This window comes from Kluyvera sp. CHPC 1.2972, from assembly GCF_036759925.1.
Taxonomy (GTDB): domain Bacteria; phylum Pseudomonadota; class Gammaproteobacteria; order Enterobacterales; family Enterobacteriaceae; genus Kluyvera.
The window spans coordinates 86,289-106,927 of the sequence record NZ_JAPKIB010000006.1 but is presented as its reverse complement, the minus strand read 5'-3'; the positions used below and the strand labels follow the sequence as shown (position 1 = coordinate 106,927).

15 protein-coding genes and 1 pseudogene are annotated in these 20,639 nt (G+C 55.4%); 7 read left to right on the top strand and 9 right to left on the bottom strand.

Annotated elements, in window-relative coordinates; genetic code table 11:
* Window positions 1–28 precede the first annotated feature (28 nt).
* The 4 genes from hofC to nadC all read right to left on the bottom strand — a co-directional run bounded on the left by hofC (window position 29) and on the right by nadC (window position 4,132).
* Window positions 29–1,231 (bottom strand): protein transport protein HofC, encoded by a 1,203-nt coding sequence (gene hofC, locus V6944_RS12055; RefSeq protein WP_333499119.1) that lies wholly within the window; start codon window positions 1,229–1,231, stop codon window positions 29–31.
* Window positions 1,224–2,609, bottom strand: coding sequence for a type II secretion system protein GspE (gspE, locus tag V6944_RS12050; RefSeq protein ID WP_333499118.1), 1,386 nt, complete (start codon window positions 2,607–2,609; stop codon window positions 1,224–1,226). The genes hofC and gspE overlap by 8 nt, the downstream gene beginning before the upstream one ends.
* Window positions 2,610–2,623: 14 nt before the next feature.
* On the bottom strand, window positions 2,624–3,061 hold the full coding sequence (gene ppdD, locus V6944_RS12045) for a prepilin peptidase-dependent pilin (RefSeq protein ID WP_333499117.1): 438 nt from the start codon (window positions 3,059–3,061) through the stop codon (window positions 2,624–2,626).
* 177 nt (window positions 3,062–3,238) lie between these two features.
* Complete coding sequence (gene nadC, locus V6944_RS12040) at window positions 3,239–4,132, bottom strand: carboxylating nicotinate-nucleotide diphosphorylase (RefSeq protein WP_333499116.1); 894 nt, start codon at window positions 4,130–4,132, stop codon at window positions 3,239–3,241.
* 98 nt (window positions 4,133–4,230) lie between these two features.
* Between nadC and ampD the strand changes: the two are divergent.
* Window positions 4,231–4,792: pseudogene (gene ampD, locus V6944_RS12035) on the top strand (1,6-anhydro-N-acetylmuramyl-L-alanine amidase AmpD).
* A complete protein-coding gene (gene ampE / locus V6944_RS12030; protein WP_333499114.1) occupies window positions 4,789–5,643 on the top strand; it encodes a beta-lactamase regulator AmpE in 855 nt (284 codons plus the stop codon). The pseudogene ampD and the gene ampE overlap by 4 nt, the downstream one beginning before the upstream one ends.
* Window positions 5,644–5,725: 82 nt before the next feature.
* Here the strand turns inward: ampE and V6944_RS12025 are convergent, their stop codons facing one another.
* The 3 genes from V6944_RS12025 to aroP form a co-directional block, all read right to left on the bottom strand.
* Window positions 5,726–6,676 carry a glycoside hydrolase family 43 protein gene (locus tag V6944_RS12025; RefSeq protein WP_333499113.1) on the bottom strand — a complete coding sequence of 317 codons (951 nt, stop codon included), beginning with the start codon at window positions 6,674–6,676 and terminating at the stop codon, window positions 5,726–5,728.
* Window positions 6,676–8,085: a glycoside-pentoside-hexuronide (GPH):cation symporter gene (locus tag V6944_RS12020; protein ID WP_442910738.1), complete on the bottom strand. Its 1,410-nt coding sequence runs from the start codon at window positions 8,083–8,085 to the stop codon at window positions 6,676–6,678. The genes V6944_RS12025 and V6944_RS12020 overlap by 1 nt, the downstream gene beginning before the upstream one ends.
* 229 nt (window positions 8,086–8,314) lie before the next feature.
* Window positions 8,315–9,682, bottom strand: a complete 1,368-nt coding sequence (aroP, locus tag V6944_RS12015) for an aromatic amino acid transporter AroP (RefSeq protein ID WP_333499112.1) — start codon at window positions 9,680–9,682, stop codon at window positions 8,315–8,317.
* A gap of 537 nt (window positions 9,683–10,219) precedes the next feature.
* On the opposite strand from aroP, the gene pdhR reads away from it, so the two are divergent.
* The 5 genes from pdhR (at window position 10,220) to V6944_RS11990 (ending at window position 17,952) form a co-directional block, all read left to right on the top strand.
* On the top strand, window positions 10,220–10,984 hold the full coding sequence (gene pdhR, locus V6944_RS12010) for a pyruvate dehydrogenase complex transcriptional repressor PdhR (protein ID WP_333499111.1): 765 nt from the start codon (window positions 10,220–10,222) through the stop codon (window positions 10,982–10,984).
* A gap of 156 nt (window positions 10,985–11,140) precedes the next feature.
* On the top strand, window positions 11,141–13,804 hold the full coding sequence (aceE, locus tag V6944_RS12005; protein WP_185668513.1) for a pyruvate dehydrogenase (acetyl-transferring), homodimeric type: 2,664 nt from the start codon (window positions 11,141–11,143) through the stop codon (window positions 13,802–13,804).
* 14 nt (window positions 13,805–13,818) lie between these two features.
* On the top strand, window positions 13,819–15,717 hold the full coding sequence (aceF, locus tag V6944_RS12000) for a pyruvate dehydrogenase complex dihydrolipoyllysine-residue acetyltransferase (protein WP_333499110.1): 1,899 nt from the start codon (window positions 13,819–13,821) through the stop codon (window positions 15,715–15,717).
* 206 nt (window positions 15,718–15,923) lie between these two features.
* Window positions 15,924–17,348 carry a dihydrolipoyl dehydrogenase gene (gene lpdA, locus V6944_RS11995; protein WP_185668615.1) on the top strand — a complete coding sequence of 475 codons (1,425 nt, stop codon included), beginning with the start codon at window positions 15,924–15,926 and terminating at the stop codon, window positions 17,346–17,348.
* Window positions 17,349–17,667: 319 nt separating this feature from the next.
* Window positions 17,668–17,952: a hypothetical protein gene (locus V6944_RS11990; protein WP_333499109.1), complete on the top strand. Its 285-nt coding sequence runs from the start codon at window positions 17,668–17,670 to the stop codon at window positions 17,950–17,952.
* 60 nt (window positions 17,953–18,012) lie between these two features.
* Here the strand turns inward: V6944_RS11990 and V6944_RS11985 are convergent, their stop codons facing one another.
* Both V6944_RS11985 and V6944_RS11980 read right to left on the bottom strand, forming a co-directional pair.
* Window positions 18,013–18,819, bottom strand: a complete 807-nt coding sequence (locus V6944_RS11985; protein WP_333499108.1) for a DUF2950 family protein — start codon at window positions 18,817–18,819, stop codon at window positions 18,013–18,015.
* 11 nt (window positions 18,820–18,830) lie between these two features.
* Window positions 18,831–20,495, bottom strand: coding sequence for a DUF3300 domain-containing protein (locus V6944_RS11980; RefSeq protein WP_333499107.1), 1,665 nt, complete (start codon window positions 20,493–20,495; stop codon window positions 18,831–18,833).
* Window positions 20,496–20,639: the final 144 nt, after the last annotated feature.

The following is a 20,639-nucleotide window of genomic DNA, read 5'->3' as shown; positions in this document are numbered from 1 at the left end:
GCTCACGCTGGCGCACCCTGCGCCAGCGTTATCCCATTCCGCCACTGATGGCATCGCCCAGATGAAAAATGGGCAGATACATCGCCACCACCAGCGTCCCGATAATCACCCCGGTCACAATCAGCAGTGCAGGCTCTAGCAGCGCGGTTAAATTCTCGGCTAAATTTTGCGTGTGTTCATGATGATGGCGAGCAAGGTTCTCCAGCATGTCATCCAGCGCACCGGACGCCTCGCCGGTTCTCACCAACTGTAAGCATAAGGGCGTAAAGGCGCGGCTGTTTTCCATCGCCTGCCAGATGGCGCTGCCCTGCGCGATCTCCTGATGTAGCCTTGTCACGACATCGTGCCACCACGGGCAGTTCAGCGTCTCTTCAACGGTTTCCAGCCCCTGTAAAAATGCGATCCCTGCGCGCTGAGTAAGCGCCAACACGGTAAAAATCTGGCTAAGCCTCTGGCGATGGATAAGCGTTCCCATTACCGGTAGCGACAAAAGCACCCGCTGGCGGAGGCGCAGCCAGGGTGGATGGCTGCGTAGCGCTGCGTTGGCTGCTGGCGGTAAAAGCAGTATTCCAATGATTAACGCAAACCACCGCTCAATGAATGCCGCCGTTGCCATCACCGCGAGCGTCAGCGCGGGAAGCGGCGTATTAAAGGTGCGGTAAATTGCCGTGAATTCCGGCAGCACAAACCCGACCATTGCCATGACTACCAGCACGGCGAGCGACAGAATAATGAGCGGGTAGCGTAGGGCTTTTTTTACTTTGGCTCTTAACAGTAGTTCGGCCTTCTGCTGATGGGCGAGCGCCAGACAGCAGTGCTCTAATTTACCGGTGATTTCGCCGGTGCGAATCATCGATAGGTAAAGTGGAGGGAATGCCTGCGGCCACTGCTGAAGGCCCTCGGAGAGCGAGACGCCCTGTGCCAGCCGTTCAGCAAGCGTACTGAGCAGCGCCCGCCATTGCGGTGCGGGATGCTGTTCGGCGAGAAGCGTTAGCCCATCGGAGAGCGTCAGTCCGGCCTGTAGCAGTGTAGCAAGCTGGCTGATAACCGCGCTGCTATGCTGCGCTCGCCATAACGCGCGGTTGACCGCCCGGCGCTTCAGTGCCGTTACGGTAATGTGCTGATGCTGTAAGGTTAACAATACCGCCGGACGGTGGGCGGCCCATAGGGTGCCACTTTGTGTGTCTCCGCTGACCGTTAACCCCTGCCAGTACCATAGCTGTTCACTCATCTTTCGGCATCCCAAGGACGCGGAACAACTCTTCTTGCGTCGTCAGTCCTTGTTCGACGGCCAGACAGCCGCTTTCAAATAGCGTGCTCATTCCCGCCAGCCGGGCGTGGCGCATGAGTTCAGCAGGCGTTGCGCCATTGGCAATGGCCTGGCGTATGGGGGCGGTGACGGGGAGAACTTCAAACAGCGCAAGACGCCCCTGATAGCCGCCGTAGCAATCCCGGCAACCGGGAGTCTCCCAGCGAGGTAGCGGTCGCGGCCATAGGGCGTGCGGGAACGTGTGTTCGTTGCTGGTTTTCTGGCGGCAGTGGGGACATAGCTTGCGTACCAGTCGTTGTGCAACAACCATCACCAGCGCCGACGACACCATCCAGCGCGCCACCCCCATTTGCTCTAAACGGATTAAGGTTTCGACCGTCGAGTTGGTATGCAGCGTTGAGAGCACCAGATGCCCGGTTTGCGCCGCTTTGATGGCTATTTCTGCCGTTTCTCCGTCGCGGATTTCGCCGACCATCACAATATCCGGGTCCTGGCGTAGCAGGGATCGCAGGACGCCTTGAAAGGTCAGCCCGCTTTTCACGCTCACTTGAGTCTGGTTAAGGCCATCCAGTGGAATTTCGATCGGGTCTTCCACGCTGCAGATATTCACTTCGGTATGGTTACGGCTTTGCAGTGCGCTATAGAGCGTGACGGTTTTCCCGCTGCCGGTAGGGCCGGTCACCAGGATAAGTCCCTGCGGCTGGCTCAGCGAAGCCTGAAATAGTGCTAAGGCTGCAGATGACATGCCGAGGCGCTGTAGATCCAACGCCTGTTCAACCTTATGCAGTAGACGCAGCACCACTTTTTCGCCGTAGCGGCAGGGCAGCGTCGAAATGCGAAAGGAGAGGGGCTTTCCGGCGATATCCAGCGTAAATTGACCATCCTGAGGCAATCGACGTTCAGCAATATCCAGGTTGCCGAGCACCTTAAGGCGGGCAATCAGCGGTGTCATCAGCGGTAGGGGGACCGTGGGGAGCGCATGCAGCACACCGTCTACACGGAAACGGATACGTAAATAGTGTTCCGACGGTTCAAAGTGGATGTCGGATGCCCGTTGCGATAGGGCCTGCTTGAGGAGCCGATCGAGCCTGGCTACCGCGTTATCACTCTCTTCGGGAGCGGTTAACGACGTCTTCTGGGCATTTTGCTCCAGGTATTTGTCCATTCGCTCCTGCTCCCAGCACTCAATATCGACCCGCTTTTGGGTTGCGAAGCGCAGCGCCTCCAGTAACTCCCCTGGCGGCGCGCCAACGACGGCAATATACAGCTCCCCTTCGTCGTTATTCAGCAGCACCGCGTGATGGCGCTGGCACAGCGTTAACAGCTGTTCGTGTTTCATGGTGAGAGTCCTGGTTATTGTGCGTCAAAGCGGAAGACATCCTCACAGGCTTGCTGCAAGGCGCTGTCGCTCTGGATAGCGCAGGTACGCTGCCAGCCAGTAATACCATTGGCGTTATCCCAACCAGGGACTAGCGAAACGCTTAAGCCGTTTAGGCTCTCCTGTCCGGTGAGCGTGACCGTGCCTTTGGTAATGCTCATGCCTGAGACGTAGCGCGTGGTCGTCGGTGAAGGAATACCGTTGCTGCCTGCATCACAGTTATCTATGCCGCCGCGATCGAGCGCGCAGAGTTCAATCGCCGTGCGATAGGGGACGAAGGTTTGTAGCATGTCGGTGAGTGCGGCTTTGCGCAGGTAGTTCTGATAGGCGGGTATGCCGATGGCGCTGAGAATGGCGATAATGCCGATAACCACCATCAGTTCGATAAGAGTGAAGCCCTTTTGTTTATCCATGATCTGCTCCTTGCTGAATCTGGAGCCACTGTGTCAGAGCGGTACCGGCATCGCGAGGGACAAAAACGCAGACAGGAAACGTCCTTCCAGACTTTTTGCAGCAGTTGCAGTGTTGCAGGGAAGATGGGAATCAGGCTCGATAAAATGCCCTCGCGGAGGAGGGCATTGGGTGACGATTTAGCGGAAACGCATGGAGAGGTCGAGGGCGCGGACGTGTTTGGTTAACGCGCCGACGGAGATGTAGTCCACGCCGGTTTCGGCAAATTCGCGGATGGTGTCGAAGGTGACGTTGCCGGAGACTTCGAGCTGCGCCTGGCCTTGGGTGATGTTCACCGCCTCACGCATCTGCTCGGTATCGAAGTTATCGAGCATGATGATATCGGCCCCGGCCTTCAGCGCTTCGGTCAGCTCTTGCAGGCTTTCCACTTCGACTTCCACCGGAACGTCCGGGTGCAGCCAGAAGGCTTTTTCCACCGCCTGACGCACGGAGCCGGAGGCAATGATGTGGTTTTCTTTAATCAGAAACGCGTCGGAAAGCCCCAGTCGATGGTTCGCACCGCCGCCGCACAGTACGGCATATTTCAGCGCGGTGCGCAGGCCAGGCAGCGTTTTGCGGGTATCAAGCAGTTGGGTGTGGGTGCCTTCCAGCCGTTCGACATACTTGCGGACTTCGCTGGCTACGCCGGAAAGTGTCTGCACGAAGTTTAGTGCGGTGCGTTCACCGGTCAGCAGGACGCGGGAAGGGCCATCGATTTCAAAAAGCGGTTGGTCGGCTTTCACCGTGTCGCCGTCCGCCACGTGCCAGGTGAGCGTGACGTCATCGCCAGCGAGCTGAATGAAGACCTCTTCAACCCAGCGTTTGCCGCAAAATACGCCGTCTTCACGGGTGATGACGACGGCATGTGAATGGCTGTTTTCCGGCAGCAGTTGTGCGGTAATATCATTATGGGCATCAACTTCTCCTCCCAGATCTTCACGCAGCGCTTGGGCAACCGCGTTAGGGATATCGAGGTTGATACGTTCAAGTAGCGCGTCACGTCGATGGTCTGAGTTATAACGGCGAGGCGGCATAATAAAGCTCCAAATTGGTAACGATGCGAAAGTTTGAAACATGCTACTCTGAACCGTCTAGCATAACCATATTTAAGCCGTATATAAGGAGATCCTGAATGCAGTTAGATAAGGGCTGGCTGGTGGGCGTGCGGCACGTGCCGTCTCCGCACCAAGATGGTCGCCCGGAGGATGAAGCGCCTTCACTGTTGGTTGTGCATAATATTAGTCTGCCGCCAGGCCAGTTTGGCGGTCCGTGGATAGATGCGCTGTTTACCGGCACAATCGACCCCGATGCCGATCCGTTCTTTGCGGAAATCGCCCATTTGCGTGTTTCTGCTCACTGCCTGATTCGCCGGGATGGTGAAATTGTGCAGTACGTTCCTTTTGATAAACGCGCCTGGCATGCCGGAATCTCCTCCTATCATGGCCGTGAGCGCTGCAATGATTTTTCTATCGGTATTGAACTTGAAGGTACCGATACGCTGGCCTATACCGATGAACAGTACCAGCAGCTGGCGGCGTTAACCCAGCTGCTTATTCGTGAGTACCCCGCGATTGCCGACAATATGACCGGCCACTGTGATATTGCGCCCGTGCGTAAAACTGACCCCGGTCCAGCGTTTGACTGGGCTCGTTTTCGTGCACTGGTCACCCCCGTCGAATAAGGAGATGACATGACGCTGTTTACTACGCTTCTGGTTCTGTTTGCGGAGCGGCTATTTAAGCTTGGCGAGCACTGGCAGCTCGATCACCGCCTCGAAACGCTGTTCCGGCGAGTGAAGCACTATTCTATGGCGGCAACGCTGGTGATGACCATCGTGGCGATGGTCATTGTGGGTATTATCCAGCGTGCGCTGGACGGGCTGCTGTTTAACGTTCCGGAACTGCTGTTCTGGATCCTACTAGGCCTGCTGTGTATCGGCGCGGGCCGCGTGCGTATGCACTACCATGCATATCTTAAAGCGGCTTCCCGCGATGATGCCCATGCACGTGAGGCGATGGCCAGCGAACTGACGATGATCCACGGCGTACCGGCGGGCTGCGATGAGCGTGAATTCCTGCGGGAGCTGCAAAACGCGCTGCTGTGGATTAACTACCGATTCTATCTGGCGCCGCTTTTCTGGTTCGTTGTAGGCGGTTCCTGGGGGCCAGTGGCGCTGATGGGGTATGCGTTTTTACGTGCCTGGCAGTCCTGGCTGGCGCGCTACCAGACACCACATCATCGTTTGCAGTCGGGCATTGATGCGATTTTACACGTCGTAGATTGGATTCCGGTCCGCCTGGTCGGCGTGGTGTACGCGTTGGTTGGTCACGGTGAGAGGGCGCTTCCGGCGTGGTTTGCGTCACTGGGAGACCGTCACTCTTCGCAGTATCAGGTACTGACCCATCTGGCGCAGTATTCGCTCGCTCGTGAGCCGCACGTGGATAAGGTAGCGACGCCAAAAGCCGCGGTGTCGATGGCGAAGAAGACCTCATACGCGGTGGTGGTGGTGATGGCGCTGCTGACGATTTACGGGACGTTGGTGTAGTTGAGTGCCTCCCCGGAGTCGACGTGAACGTCTCGTCTGGGCGACAAACAAACGCCCGCAGGTCACTGCGGGCGGGATAGGTTTACAACGTATCTGCCGGTGGAATACCGAAGTCAGGCATGCCATCCTCTCTCCAGCGCACCGTTTTCAGGCGCGTATGGCGATTCGGGTCATACAGCGGATCGCCTTCAATTTCCGTGTAGTTCCTCGCGTGATAGACCAGCACATCTTCGCCCTCAGGGGTCTGCGTAAAGCTGTTATGCCCCGGCCCATACTGACGATTCTCATCGCTGGTGGTGAACACCGGCTGCGGTGATTTGTGCCAGTTGGCGGGCTGTGTGATATCGGCGTCTTTATCAATCCACAGCAGCCCCATGCAGTAGTTTTCATCGGTGGCGCTGGCGGAGTAGCTGATAAACAGGCGGTTACCGTGCGTCACCACGGCGGGCCCTTCATTGACCAGAAAACCTCGGCACTCCCAGTCGAACTCCGGTTTGCTGAGTAACACCGGCGCGCCTTTAATCGTCCACGGGTTTTCCAGCTCGGCCAGATAGAGGTTGGAATTACCGGCAATATCCGGCGATTTCTGCGCCCAGAGATACCACTGTTTACCTTGATGATGGAAGGTGGTGGCGTCCAGACAGAAGGTATCGAACGGCGTTTTGACCTGGCCTTTCTCTACCCACGTGCCGGTTAACGGGTCGGCATCGCTGCATTCCAGTGCAAACATGCGATGCTGGAACATCCCCAGCGCATCCAACGCCTGCGTGTGGGCCGCCGCAAAGTAGATGTACCATTTACCGTCAATAGCGTGCAGCTCGGGGGCCCAGATGAGGTTGCTCATCGGGCCGCTTTCCGGTTTACGCCAGACCACAACTGGCGCTGCGGTTCTCAGGCCGTCCAGGCTATTGGCGCGACGGATCTCCAGCCGGTCATACTCCGGCACCGAGGCGATAAAGTAGTACGCCCCCTGGTGATGCAGAATAAACGGGTCGGCGCGTTGTTCAATAAAGGGGTTCGGCCAGTTCTTCATCAGGCTTTCCTTGCGTGTTCAGTGGATTGCAACTCTTGCTGGTATTCATTCAGCTCACGGTAGTTGGTGCGGCGTTTTTCCAGATCTTCCTGAATCTGTTTCATCAGGCTGCGGTCTACTTTCAGCAGGCGGACGACGCCCGCGGTAATCAGATAGCCTACACCCGGGATGACGGTGAACAGCAGCATAATCCCGTTGATAGTGGTATCGCTTTGCACTTTGGCACCCGCGTCGTAGCCGTACCAGGAGAGCAGGAAGCCCACCATCGCCCCCGCTACCGCCAGGCCAACCTTCAGGAAGAACAGGTTGCCGGAGAAGCTGATGCCGGTAATGCGTTTACCGGTTTTCCATTCGCCGTAGTCGTCCACGTCAGCCATCAGCGACCAGTGCAGCGGGGAAGGGATCTGGTGCAGCACGTTCAGCAGGAAGTAGAGCACCACAATCAGCGTGGTGGCATGTGGGTCGAAGAAGTAGAACGCCACGGAGAAAATCGCCAGCGCAATGTTAGTCCAGAAGAAGACCTGCAGTTTGCACCAGCGGTCGGTCAACACTTTTGCCAGCATACTGCCGATCATCATACCGACCACGCCGAGGCTGATGAATAGAGTCGCGAAGTGGGTGCTTTCCCCCATAACCCAGGTGACGTAATACATGGTCGCCGCCATGCGGATAAAGCCGGGGCAGACGTTACACAGCGTCAGCAGCAGAATGCGTACCCACTGGTCGTTTTTCCAGACGTCTTTTAAATCCTGCTTCAGTTCATCGTTGGTTTGCACCGCAGGACGTACGCGTTCGCGTACGGTGGCAAAGCAGAACAGGAACATGCACATACCGATAAACGCCAGTACGGTCATTGCCATCTGGTAGCCTTTGGCTTTATCCGCGCCGCCGAACCAATCAGCCATCGGCAACAGGGTCAGCGACAGCAGCAGCGTGGCAATACCGACCAGAACGAAGCGATAGGACTGACAGGCTACGCGCTCTTTCGGATCGTTGGTGATAACGCTTCCCAGCGAGCAGTAAGGAATGTTGATCGCGGTGTAGGTGATGGAGAGCAGGAAGTAGGTAACAAAAGCATAGATAACTTTGCTGCTATAGCTCCATTCCGGCGTGGTGAACATCAGCACGCTGAACAGGGCGTAGGGGAAGGCTATCCACAGCAGCCAGGGACGAAAGCGGCCATATTTACTGCGAGTGCGGTCGGCCATGGCACCCATGATGGGGTCGGTGACCGCGTCAATCACGCGAATGGACAGCAGCAACACGCCCACTAGCGCCGGGGCTAAACCAAAAATATCGGTGTAAAAGTAGTTAACGAACAACATGATGGCGCCGAAGATGATGTTGCATCCCGCGTCGCCCATACCATAGCCAATTTTCTCTTTTACTGACAGTTTACTTGTGTTCATCGCCAGGTCTCTCATGGGGAGTATAGAGACGATTATTGGCCGCAGAATGGGTAAACGCTTAGCAGGATAACGTTGTTGATATGGATAATTGTGCTGGTGAGGGGAAAGTGTGAAGCAGGTAACATCAGGCAGGAAGGTCTCTCCACATGGAGAGACCAGTGCAAATCCTATCACGCCGACTCCGGTGAGTTCCCGGCGTCACGCAGTGAAGCCGGGCTACCGCTCGTTATCAGGCTTTCGCGGTTTTGGCGCTTTTCTGTTTAAACATAAAACCGATGCCCAGAATGACGATCCACACCGGAATCAGCCATACCGAGATAGCCATGCCCGGCGTCATCACCATGATGACCAGAACGGCCGCCATGAAGATCAGGCAAATCCAGTTCCCTAACGGGTAGAACAGCGCCGGAAAGCGAGTGGTAACGCCCTGCTGCTGTTTGGCTTTACGGAACTTCATGTGTGCCAGGCTAATCATCGCCCAGTTAATCACCAGCGCGGAGACCACCAGGGCCATCAGCAGGCCGAACGCGGATTCTGGTGCCAGGTAGTTGATCAACACGCACAGTGCGGTAACCACGGCGGAAACCAGAATGGTGTTCACCGGCACGCCGCGTTTATCAACGCTCAGCAGCGCTTTCGGGGCGTTGCCCTGCTGCGCCAGGCCGAAGAGCATGCGGCTGTTGCAGTAGACGCAGCTGTTGTACACGGAGAGCGCAGCGGTCAGCACCACGATGTTCAGGGCATTCGCCACGAACGAGTCGCCCAGTTCATGGAAGATGAGCACGAACGGACTGACGTCTGCGGTGACGCGGGTCCACGGCATCAGAGAGAGCAGTACCGCCAGCGAGCCCACATAGAAAATCAGGATACGGTAGATAACCTGGTTGGTGGCTTTTGGAATGCTCTGCTCTGGGTTATCCGCTTCTGCTGCGGTGATACCTACCAGCTCAAGGCCGCCGAAGGAGAACATGATAATCGCCATCATCATCACCAGCCCCATCCAGCCGTGAGGCAGGAAGCCGCCCTGTTCCCACAGGTTGCGTACGGTAGCCTGCGGGCCAGCGGTACCGCTAAACAGCAGCCACGCGCCGAACAGGATCATGGCGATAACGGCAACGACTTTAATGATCGCAAACCAGAACTCCATCTCACCGAACACTTTTACGTTGGTCAAGTTGATGGCGTTAATGGCGATAAAGAAGACGGCCGCCGAGACCCAGGTAGGGATCTCAGGCCACCAGAACTGGATGTATTTACCGACAGCGGTCAGTTCCGCCATGGCAACCAGTACGTACAGTACCCAGTAGTTCCAGCCCGATGCGAAGCCTGCGAAGTTGCCCCAGTATTTATAGGCAAAGTGGCTAAAGGAGCCTGCAACCGGCTCTTCAACCACCATTTCGCCGAGCTGGCGCATGATCATAAAGGCAATAAAGCCCGCGATAGCGTAACCCAGAATGATACCCGGACCGGCAGACTGGATAACGGAGGCGCTGCCGAGAAACAGGCCTGTGCCGATAGCGCCGCCCAGAGCGATCAGCTGTATATGGCGGTTCTTAAGGCCGCGCTTAAGCTGTGCGCCTTGTTGTTGACCTTCCATTGTGAAACCTCGTGTGTGGTTATTATTGTCACGCTGTCTGCGTATGTACTTAGAAAATTCCGTTTTCTGTATTGTTATGTTTACGAATCGCTTTTCTTAAATAGAGGTAAGGCTCTTTCGTCATCTGCAGAATAGTGGTAAGTGCGCCGGAATGCACCTGCTTTATGAAGGGATGATGACGACCTGGGTAAAAAGCCGACAGCTGTCACGAGAGCGTGCAAATATTACATTGACCACTATATGGGTATTTATCTTATTGAAGTGAATTTATATTCATTTTATTGGTAATTGAAACGGTTCAGTTTGCGTAATATTGTTTTTATTTAGTTAATTGTACTTCTTTATAGGTAAAGCTGTTTTTTGTGCAAAGTTACATTTCTGAAACATCATTTCTGTAATGTTGTTAAAAAGTGCCGGGTTTACTGATTTCAATCAAAACCTGTATGGACATAAGGTGAATACTTTGTTACTTTAGCGCTACGAACTTGAAATTGGTAAGACCAATTGACTCCGGGCTAATGGCAGAGACAGGGAACAATGGCCTACAGCAAAATCCGCCAACCAAAATTATCCGATGTGATTGAGCAGCAGTTGGAGTTTTTGATTCTTGAGGGGACGTTACGCCCCGGCGAAAAACTTCCACCTGAACGCGAACTGGCAAAACAGTTCGACGTTTCTCGCCCTTCGCTACGTGAGGCTATCCAGCGCCTCGAAGCCAAAGGGCTCCTGCTTCGTCGCCAGGGCGGCGGGACTTTTGTTCAAAGCAGCCTATGGCAGAGCTTCAGCGATCCGCTGGTTGAGCTTCTGTCCGACCACCCTGAATCCCAGTTTGATCTGCTAGAGACCCGTCACGCGCTTGAAGGTATCGCGGCTTATTACGCGGCACTGCGCAGCACTGATGAAGATCGCGTACGCATTCGCGAGCTGCATCAGGCCATCGAACGGGCTCAGCAGTCGGGCGATCTCGACGCAGAATCTGACGCCGTCGTCCAATATCAAATTGCGGTCACCGAAGCCGCCCACAACGTAGTGTTGCTTCATTTGCTACGGTGTATGGAGCCCATGCTGGCGCAAAACGTTCGCCAAAACTTTGAGTTGCTGTATGCGCGTCGGGAGATGCTCCCACAGGTTAGCGATCACCGTACAAGCATCTTTGAAGCGATTATGGCCGGCGAACCCGAGCAGGCGCGCGAAGCGTCACACCGCCACCTGGCCTTCATCGAAGAGATTTTGCTGGATAGAAGCCGTGAACAGAGCCGCCGTGAGCGCTCGTTACGCCGTCTCCAGCAGCGAAAGGATTAATATTTTTTCCGGCAGTCGTTTGACCGGGAAATGTAAAAAATGCGCCATTAGCGCGCGGCAACTAAACGCAGAACCTGTCTTATTGTGCTTTCCCACGAAAACACAATGGGACAGGTTCCAGACAAATCAACGTACTAGATAGATAAGGAATAACCCATGTCAGAACGTTTACTCAATGACGTGGATCCGATCGAAACTCGCGACTGGCAACAGGCGATCGAATCGGTCATCCGTGAAGAAGGTGTTGAGCGCGCTCAGTATCTTATCGACCAACTGCTTTCTGAAGCCCGCAAAGGCGGCGTTCAGGTAGCTGCGGGTGCAGGTGCTAGCGGTTACGTCAACACTATTGCCGTTGAAGATGAACCGGAATACCCGGGTAATCTGGAGCTGGAGCGTCGTATTCGTTCTGCTATCCGCTGGAACGCCATCATGACCGTGCTGCGTGCGTCTAAAAAAGACCTCGAGCTGGGCGGCCACATGGCTTCCTTCCAGTCTTCTGCGACCTTCTACGAAGTGTGCTTCAACCACTTCTTCCGTGCGCGCAACGAGCAGGATGGCGGCGACCTGGTTTACTTCCAGGGTCACATCTCTCCGGGCGTATACGCACGTGCGTTCCTGGAAGGTCGTCTGACCGAAGAGCAGATGAACAACTTCCGTCAGGAAGTTCACGGTAAAGGTCTCTCTTCTTACCCGCACCCGAAACTGATGCCAACCTTCTGGCAGTTCCCGACCGTCTCTATGGGTCTGGGTCCAATCGGTGCTATCTATCAGGCTAAATTCCTGAAATACCTGGAACACCGTGGTCTGAAAGACACCTCCAAACAAACCGTTTATGCCTTCCTGGGCGACGGCGAGATGGATGAGCCAGAATCTAAAGGTGCGATCACCATCGCGACCCGTGAAAAACTGGACAACCTGGTCTTTGTTATCAACTGTAACCTGCAGCGTCTTGATGGCCCGGTTACCGGTAATGGCAAAATCATTAACGAACTGGAAGGTATCTTCGCGGGTGCTGGCTGGAACGTTATCAAGGTTATCTGGGGCGGTCGTTGGGATGAGCTGCTGCGTAAAGACACCAGCGGTAAACTGATCCAACTGATGAACGAAACCGTTGACGGCGACTACCAGACCTTCAAATCCAAAGACGGCGCTTACGTACGTGAGCACTTCTTCGGTAAATATCCAGAAACCGCAGCGCTGGTTGCCGACTGGACTGACGAGCAGATCTGGGCCCTGAACCGTGGTGGTCACGATCCGAAGAAAGTCTTCGCTGCACTGAAAAAAGCGCAGGAAACCAAAGGTAAAGCAACCGTAATCCTCGCCCATACCATTAAAGGTTACGGTATGGGTGACACCGCTGAAGGTAAAAACATCGCTCACCAGGTTAAGAAAATGAACATGGACGGCGTGCGCTATATCCGCGACCGTTTCAACGTTCCTGTCACCGACGAGCAGGTTGAAAAACTGTCTTACATTACCTTCCCGGAAGGTTCTGAAGAGCATACCTATCTGCACGCCCAGCGTGAAAAACTGCACGGCTACCTGCCAAGCCGTCAGCCTAACTTCGATGAGAAGCTGGAGCTGCCGACCCTGGAAGATTTCGGCCCGCTGCTGGAAGAGCAGAACAAAGAGATCTCTACCACTATCGCGTTCGTACGTGCCCTGAACGTGATGCTGAAGAACAAATCCATCAAAGACCGCCTCGTGCCGATCATCGCCGATGAAGCGCGTACCTTTGGTATGGAAGGTCTGTTCCGTCAGATTGGTATCTACAGCCCGAACGGTCAGCAGTACACCCCGCAGGACCGCGAGCAGGTTGCTTACTACAAAGAAGACGAGAAAGGCCAGATTCTGCAGGAAGGTATCAACGAACTGGGTGCTGGCGCATCCTGGCTGGCTGCTGCGACCTCTTACAGCACCAACAACCTGCCGATGATTCCGTTCTACATCTACTACTCCATGTTCGGTTTCCAGCGTATCGGTGACCTGTGCTGGCAGGCAGGCGACCAACAGGCTCGCGGCTTCCTGGTAGGGGGTACTTCCGGTCGTACGACGCTGAACGGCGAAGGTCTGCAGCACGAAGATGGTCACAGCCATATTCAGTCTCTGACTATCCCGAACTGTATCTCTTACGATCCATCTTACGCGTACGAAGTTGCGGTCATCATGCACGATGGTCTGGAGCGCATGTACGGTGAGAAACAAGAGAACGTTTACTACTACATCACCACGCTGAACGAAAACTACCACATGCCGGCAATGCCAGCAGGTGCCGAGGAAGGTATCCGTAAAGGTATCTACAAACTCGAAACCATCGAAGGTAGCAAAGGTAAAGTTCAGCTGCTGGGCTCCGGTTCTATCCTGCGTCACGTACGTGAAGCAGCACAGATCCTGGCGAACGACTACGGCGTTGGCTCCGATGTGTACAGCGTAACTTCCTTCACTGAACTGGCACGTGATGGCCAGGATTGTGAGCGTTGGAACATGCTGCACCCAATGGAAACCCCACGCGTGCCTTACATCGCTCAGGTGATGAACGACGCGCCAGCGGTAGCCTCCACCGACTATATGAAACTGTTTGCTGAGCAGGTTCGTACTTATGTACCGGCTGATGATTACCGTGTACTGGGTACCGACGGCTTTGGCCGCTCTGACAGCCGTGAAAACCTGCGTCACCACTTCGAAGTTGATGCTTCCTACGTGGTAGTAGCGGCACTGGGCGAACTGGCTAAACGTGGCGAAATCGATAAGAAAGTGGTTGCGGAAGCAATTACCAAATTCAACATCGATGCAGAAAAAGTTAACCCGCGTCTGGCGTAAGAGGTAAAAGAACAATGGCTATCGAAATCAATGTACCGGACATCGGGGCTGATGAAGTTGAAATCACCGAGATCCTGGTCAAAGTAGGCGACAAAGTTGAAGTTGAACAGTCGCTGATCACCGTAGAAGGCGACAAAGCCTCTATGGAAGTTCCGTCTCCTCAGGCTGGTATCGTTAAAGAGATTAAAGTCTCTGTTGGCGATAAAACTGAGACTGGCAAACTGATCATGATTTTCGATTCCGCCGACGGTGCAGCAGCTGCTGCACCTGCTAAGGCAGAAGAGAAGAAAGAAGCAGCGCCAGCGGCAGCACCTGCTGCTGCAGCGGCAAAAGACGTACACGTTCCAGATATCGGCGGTGACGAAGTTGAAGTCACTGAGATTCTGGTCAAAGTGGGCGACACCGTAACCGCTGAGCAGTCACTGATCACCGTAGAAGGCGACAAAGCCTCTATGGAAGTTCCGGCACCGTTCGCGGGCACCGTGAAAGAGATCAAAGTGAACACCGGCGACAAAGTGTCTACCGGCTCCCTGATCATGGTCTTCGAAGTGGCGGGCGCAGCTCCAGCAGCCGCTCCGGCGCAGGCAGCAGCTCCAGCAGCGGCGGCTCCGGCAGCAGCAGCGGGCGCGAAAGATGTTCACGTTCCGGATATCGGCGGTGACGAAGTTGAAGTGACCGAAGTGATGGTGAAAGTGGGCGACAAAGTTGCCGCTGAGCAGTCACTGATCACCGTAGAAGGCGACAAAGCCTCTATGGAAGTTCCGGCTCCGTTCGCGGGTACCGTGAAAGAAATCAAAATCAGCACCGGCGACAAAGTGTCTACCGGCTCCCTGATTATGGTCTTCGAAGTGGAAGGCGCAGCACCTGCCGCTGCTCCAGCTGCCGCGGCGGCTCCAGCCCCTGCAGCAGCACCGGCTCAGGCTGCTAAACCAGCTGCCGCACCGGCTGCGAAGGCTGAAGGTAAAACCGAGTTCGCTGAGAACGACGCTTACGTTCACGCAACGCCGCTGATTCGTCGCCTGGCGCGCGAATTCGGTGTTAACCTGGCGAAAGTGAAAGGTACGGGTCGTAAGGGCCGTATCCTGCGCGAAGACGTTCAGGCTTACGTGAAAGATGCCGTTAAACGCGCTGAAGCGGCTCCGGCTGCAGCAGCGACTGGCGGCGGTATCCCGGGCATGCTGCCTTGGCCGAAAGTCGACTTCAGCAAGTTTGGTGAAATCGAAGAAGTAGAACTGGGTCGTATCCAGAAAATCTCTGGTGCTAACCTGAGCCGTAACTGGGTGATGATCCCGCACGTTACTCACTTCGATAAGACCGATATCACCGATCTGGAAGCGTTCCGTAAACAGCAGAACGCCGAAGCTGAAAAACGTAAACTGGACGTGAAATTCACCCCAGTGGTCTTCATCATGAAAGCCGTTGCTGCCGCTCTGGAACAGATGCCGCGCTTCAACAGCTCTCTGTCTGAAGATGGTCAGCGCCTGACCCTGAAGAAATACATCAACATCGGTGTTGCGGTTGATACGCCAAATGGTCTGGTTGTTCCAGTCTTCAAAGACGTGAACAAGAAGAGCATTACCGAGCTGTCCCGTGAACTGACAGTGATCTCTAAGAAAGCACGTGACGGTAAGCTGACTGCTGGCGAAATGCAGGGCGGTTGCTTCACCATCTCCAGCATCGGCGGCCTGGGTACGACCCACTTCGCGCCGATTGTTAACGCGCCGGAAGTGGCGATCCTCGGTGTCTCCAAGTCCTCTATGGAGCCAGTGTGGAACGGTAAAGAGTTTATGCCGCGTCTGATGATGCCAATTTCTCTTTCCTTTGACCACCGTGTGATCGACGGTGCGGATGGTGCGCGCTTTATCACCATCATTAACAATATGCTGTCCGACATTCGCCGTCTGGTGATGTAATAAAAAAGCCGGCCTGACGGCCGGCTTTTTTCTGATAACCTCAGGGCGATTTGGGGTTATCAGCAACAAAGGACAAAATCGTTTGCCGTTTGTTGTTTAAAAATTGTTAACAATTTTGTAAAATACACGCGGATAGAACGTCCCGGTGGATGATGGGCGTAATAACTATAACGTCAGACCGCCGGATACAAATGATAGAGGTCATGATGAGTACTGAAATTAAAACTCAGGTTGTGGTACTTGGGGCGGGTCCTGCGGGCTACTCTGCTGCATTCCGTTGCGCTGATTTAGGTCTGGAAACCGTAATCGTAGAACGTTACAGCACCCTCGGTGGTGTTTGTCTGAACGTTGGCTGTATCCCTTCTAAAGCACTGCTGCACGTTGCAAAAGTTATCGAAGAGGCCAAATCGCTGGCTGAACACGGTATCGTCTTCGGCGAGCCGAAAACCGATATCGACAAAATTCGTACCTGGAAAGAGAAAGTTATCACTCAACTGACCGGTGGTCTGGCTGGTATGGCCAAAGGCCGTAAAGTTAAAGTGGTAAACGGTCTGGGTAAATTCACCGGGGCAAACACCCTGGAAGTGGAAGGCGAGAACGGCAAAACCGTGATCAACTTCGACAACGCTATCATCGCGGCGGGTTCCCGTCCGATCGAACTGCCATTCATTCCACATGAAGATCCACGCGTTTGGGACTCCACAGACGCACTGGAACTGAAAGAAGTGCCAAAACGCCTGCTGGTTATGGGCGGTGGTATCATCGGTCTGGAAATGGGTACCGTGTACCATGCGCTGGGTTCAGAGATTGACGTGGTTGAAATGTTCGACCAGGTTATCCCGGCTGCAGACAAAGACATCGTTAAAGTCTTCACCAAACGTATCAGCAAGAAATTCAACCTGATGCTGGAAACCAAAGTGACCGCCGTTGAAGCAAAAGAAGACGGTATCTACGTTTCCATGGAAGGCAAAAAAGCCCCTGCAGAAGCACAGCGTTATGACGCCGTGCTGGTGGCTATCGGTCGCGTACCGAACGGTAAAAACCTCGACGCGGGCAAAGCTGGCGTAGAAGTTGACGAGCGTGGCTTCATCCACGTCGACAAACAGCTGCGCACCAACGTGCCGCACATCTTTGCTATCGGCGATATCGTCGGTCAGCCAATGCTGGCACACAAAGGTGTTCACGAAGGTCACGTTGCTGCTGAAGTTATCGCAGGCCAGAAACACTACTTCGATCCGAAAGTGATTCCATCCATCGCGTATACCGATCCGGAAGTTGCCTGGGTTGGTCTGACCGAGAAAGAAGCGAAAGAGAAAGGCATCAGCTATGAAACCGCCACCTTCCCGTGGGCTGCTTCTGGCCGTGCTATCGCTTCCGACTGCGCAGACGGTATGACCAAACTGATCTTCGACAAAGAATCTCACCGTGTTATCGGTGGTGCGATTGTCGGCACCAACGGCGGCGAGCTGCTGGGTGAAATCGGTCTGGCTATCGAAATGGGCTGTGACGCTGAAGATATCGCGCTGACCATCCACGCACACCCGACTCTGCATGAGTCCGTGGGCCTGGCGGCAGAAATCTTTGAAGGTAGCATTACCGACCTGCCGAACGCGAAAGCGAAGAAGAAGTAATCTTCTGACCGTAGCCCGGCCGAGCATAGCGACGCCGGGGAACGCACGGTTCTCCCGGCGTCGGCTAACGCCTCGTCCGGGCTACCATAGAATAAGCGGCTTAACGGCCGCTTTTTTTATGCTTTCTGTCAACGACTTATGTCAAACCGTAGCAAAGATTGCGAAGCGGGTTACAGTTTTCCAGCACCATTGCCGCGTTTTCGGCGCTTTCCTCCGTTTTTCCTCCCTCAGACGTGAAACGTTCTGTTATAGCTTGCTGCACTTTGAATAATAATCACGGATTAAACTGATAGCAGGCTAACAAATTGGAGTGCAAAAAATGAAAACGTTTCTGACGACGGCGGCCCTGGCAGCTACGCTGGTTTCCGGTATGGCGATGGCGAGTGACGCGACAATCCCGTGGGCGGATAACAGCGGCGGTACGGAAAGCACGCACATTGCCGCGATGGGTCAGGATCTGAATGCGCAACATCAACAGGTCACAAAGACGCAGGAAGGGGTGTGGGCCGATAACTCTGGTAGCATCAGCGCTGATGAAGCCGCGTTGACCAGCAGCAAGCCGCTGGTGCAGGGCCATCCGGAGCTGATGCCGCATCAGGGTTAAGTTAACGGTATATTGCTTTGAAGAGTGCCCGGTAGCGCGCAAACGCCACCGGGCATTTTTTTACTCTGCGACCGCCTGCCAGCCTGCGCTGGCATCGGGATCAAAGCGGGCAATCGCCTGCGCTTTTTGTTCAGACTCGGCACCCAGATTGGCTTCATAGACGCGATCGTCCTGGTCGATCATAAAGCTCATCACGCCGGTCTGTCCCCACTCAACCGGCCAGGCCAGCAGGGCAACGTCCCCTTTATCGCCTTCCGGCAGAATGCGGAAGCGGTAGCCGTGATAGCCTTCCCCTGGCACATTCGGGCTGAAGTTTGGCCCTAATGGGCTTGGCGCTTCGCCTGGGGCCGCTGGCCAGTAGAGGCCGTCTTTTCTCCCGTCGCTGCTGATGATTTTCTGCGCCCAGGCGTGGTTCAACTGGTAGTAATCCTGCTGAGCATCGACGTAAGCATGCATCGCCTGAATGGCCGACAGTTCATTACGCCCAATCGCACGGGTCAGAATCTCATCCTTCCCGGCAGCCATGTTAAATTCCCAGCCTTTGGCGCTCTTCTCCATCGGAATCGGCAGTCGCCAGCCGTCGTTGCCAACGTCCAACCAGGCGGTGTTGGCCTGAGTGACAATGCGGTGACTGACCTGCCAGTCGCGCAGGAAGCGGTCAACGGCATCCTGGTCGACGCCGTCCGGCGGCAGGAACTGCTGCCAGTTATCGCCCAGCAGCTTATCCAGCTCGGTATCATCTTTTTGAGTTACCGCATTGACCAGCGCGCTAGCGGCCTGGTCTGGGGTGGAGAAGGTTTGCTGCGCCAGCGCCATCAGCGGGGACATCGCCAGCGCCAGCAGGGCTATCTGTATCTGCTTTTTCATCACGTTATCCTTTAGCGTCGACGGAACTCATGGTGCCCGGCAGGGCTACCAATGTGCTGCTCGCCGCCGAGCCCGGAGGCATGGCGGCTCTGTAGCCCACGAGACTGCTGCGCTTGCCATGACGGTGCGCGGCTTTCGTTGCCGCTGAGCGCCGTGTTATGCAGACCGCCGCCGTTGGCGCGCAGCGCGCTGTTCTGGCCCATCATTCCGGCGTTCAGATGCGGCGTCTGGCCGTTCAAACGCTCGTGCGTTTGCAGATTTTGACGCTGAGTCGCGTTGAGCTGCGGACGCTGCTGGGTATGCTGAGTCGCCGCCGCGTGCTGCTGTACCGGGTGCGTCTGCGTACGGTTTGTCGGTGCGTCGTAGCCGCGGAAGTTATTGCGCTGCGCCGCCTGATTCCACTTCTGCGTTGCCGCATTACGCTGGGCGTCACGCGAACTCAGTGCAGCTGGGCTGGCGTTGCCGCTACCCGTATGCGTACGCTGCTGCAGCTGCGACATCGCCGCCTGACGCTGGCTGTCGCGGTTAGGCTGCACATGTTGGGTGGCGCTCAACCCGCCAACCGCTTCGGTTTGATGCGGAGTAACGACGCCCGGCGTCTGATGCGTGGCGCTCAGGCCCCCGGCGACGTTGGTTGGGTGGAACTGCTGGGCCACGCTGTTGTTCGGGTACGGCGTGTTGCCGCGATACGCCGGGTTATGCTGCCAGCCCATCGTCTGGCCGCTGATATTCTGCCCGCTTATCTTGTTGAAGTTATTAACATTAATATTGATGTTATCGCCATTATGCTGATAGCCGCCGTGATCATAATGATCGTCATGGTGATCGTCATGATGGTCATCGTCGTGATGATGATGGTCGTCATCATCCCAATCGATATTACTGAAAATAGCGTAAGTAGTGGCAACCCCAAGGCTGTAGCCGAAACCTCGCACAAAGCTGTCGGCAAACTGTTCCCCCGGAGGGGGCGGCAGATAGACCGGCGGCGCGGAGGTATAAGGCCAGCTGCTGCCGTAAACCACCGTCGGATTGTAGTTCGGTACGTACACCACCTGCGGATTGCTCGGCTCAATCTTGATAACCGTTGGCGTGCTGCTGACGGCATGCGTCGAGGTAGATGAGGCCACGCGTTTGGTGGTGGTGACCGTCTGCTGCGGCGTCGACTTCAGCGAACCGGTCTGCTGAGCGAGCTGGCGCAGTTTCTGCACCGCATCCATGACATCCTGCGGCTGCGCCAGAAACGCGTTGCCGAGGTTAGTTACCCACTGCGGATCTTCCCCCATCATGCCCGTCAACTGCGGGAAAGCGACCAGCGATTTTACGCTGGCGTCCCACGGCTGATTCGCCACGGCTTTCACCGCCGCATCCCCCTGCTGACCGGGGTGATCTTTCGACCACTGCACCGCCTGCGTCACGTTATCCGGATAGGTTGAGGCCATCAGCACCTGCGACAGCAGCGGGTCTGGGTAGAGTGCGATAGGCGCTACCCACTGCGTGATTTGCGCGGTGGTGTAGGTGACCGGGGCTGGGGCAGCTTCAGGTACCGCCGCCGTGACGGCAGGCGGCGCGTCAGGGGGGACGGGCTCCCGGCTTTTGACGTACAGCGTGCCGGCCGCTGCGAGCAGCCCGGCGCTGCAGATAAGCGCAATATAGTGAGGCTTAAAGGGCAAAGTCATGGTGGTTCTCCAGGGAACTACACAGTCCGTAACAGAGGAGTCGGATATGCCGCGAGTATAAAGAGACTATTGTTTGTTTTTTGATTAAAGCAGGGATTTTTGCGGTTGTCGGAGAATTCTGACAAGAGTTTACACAGCCGAAGA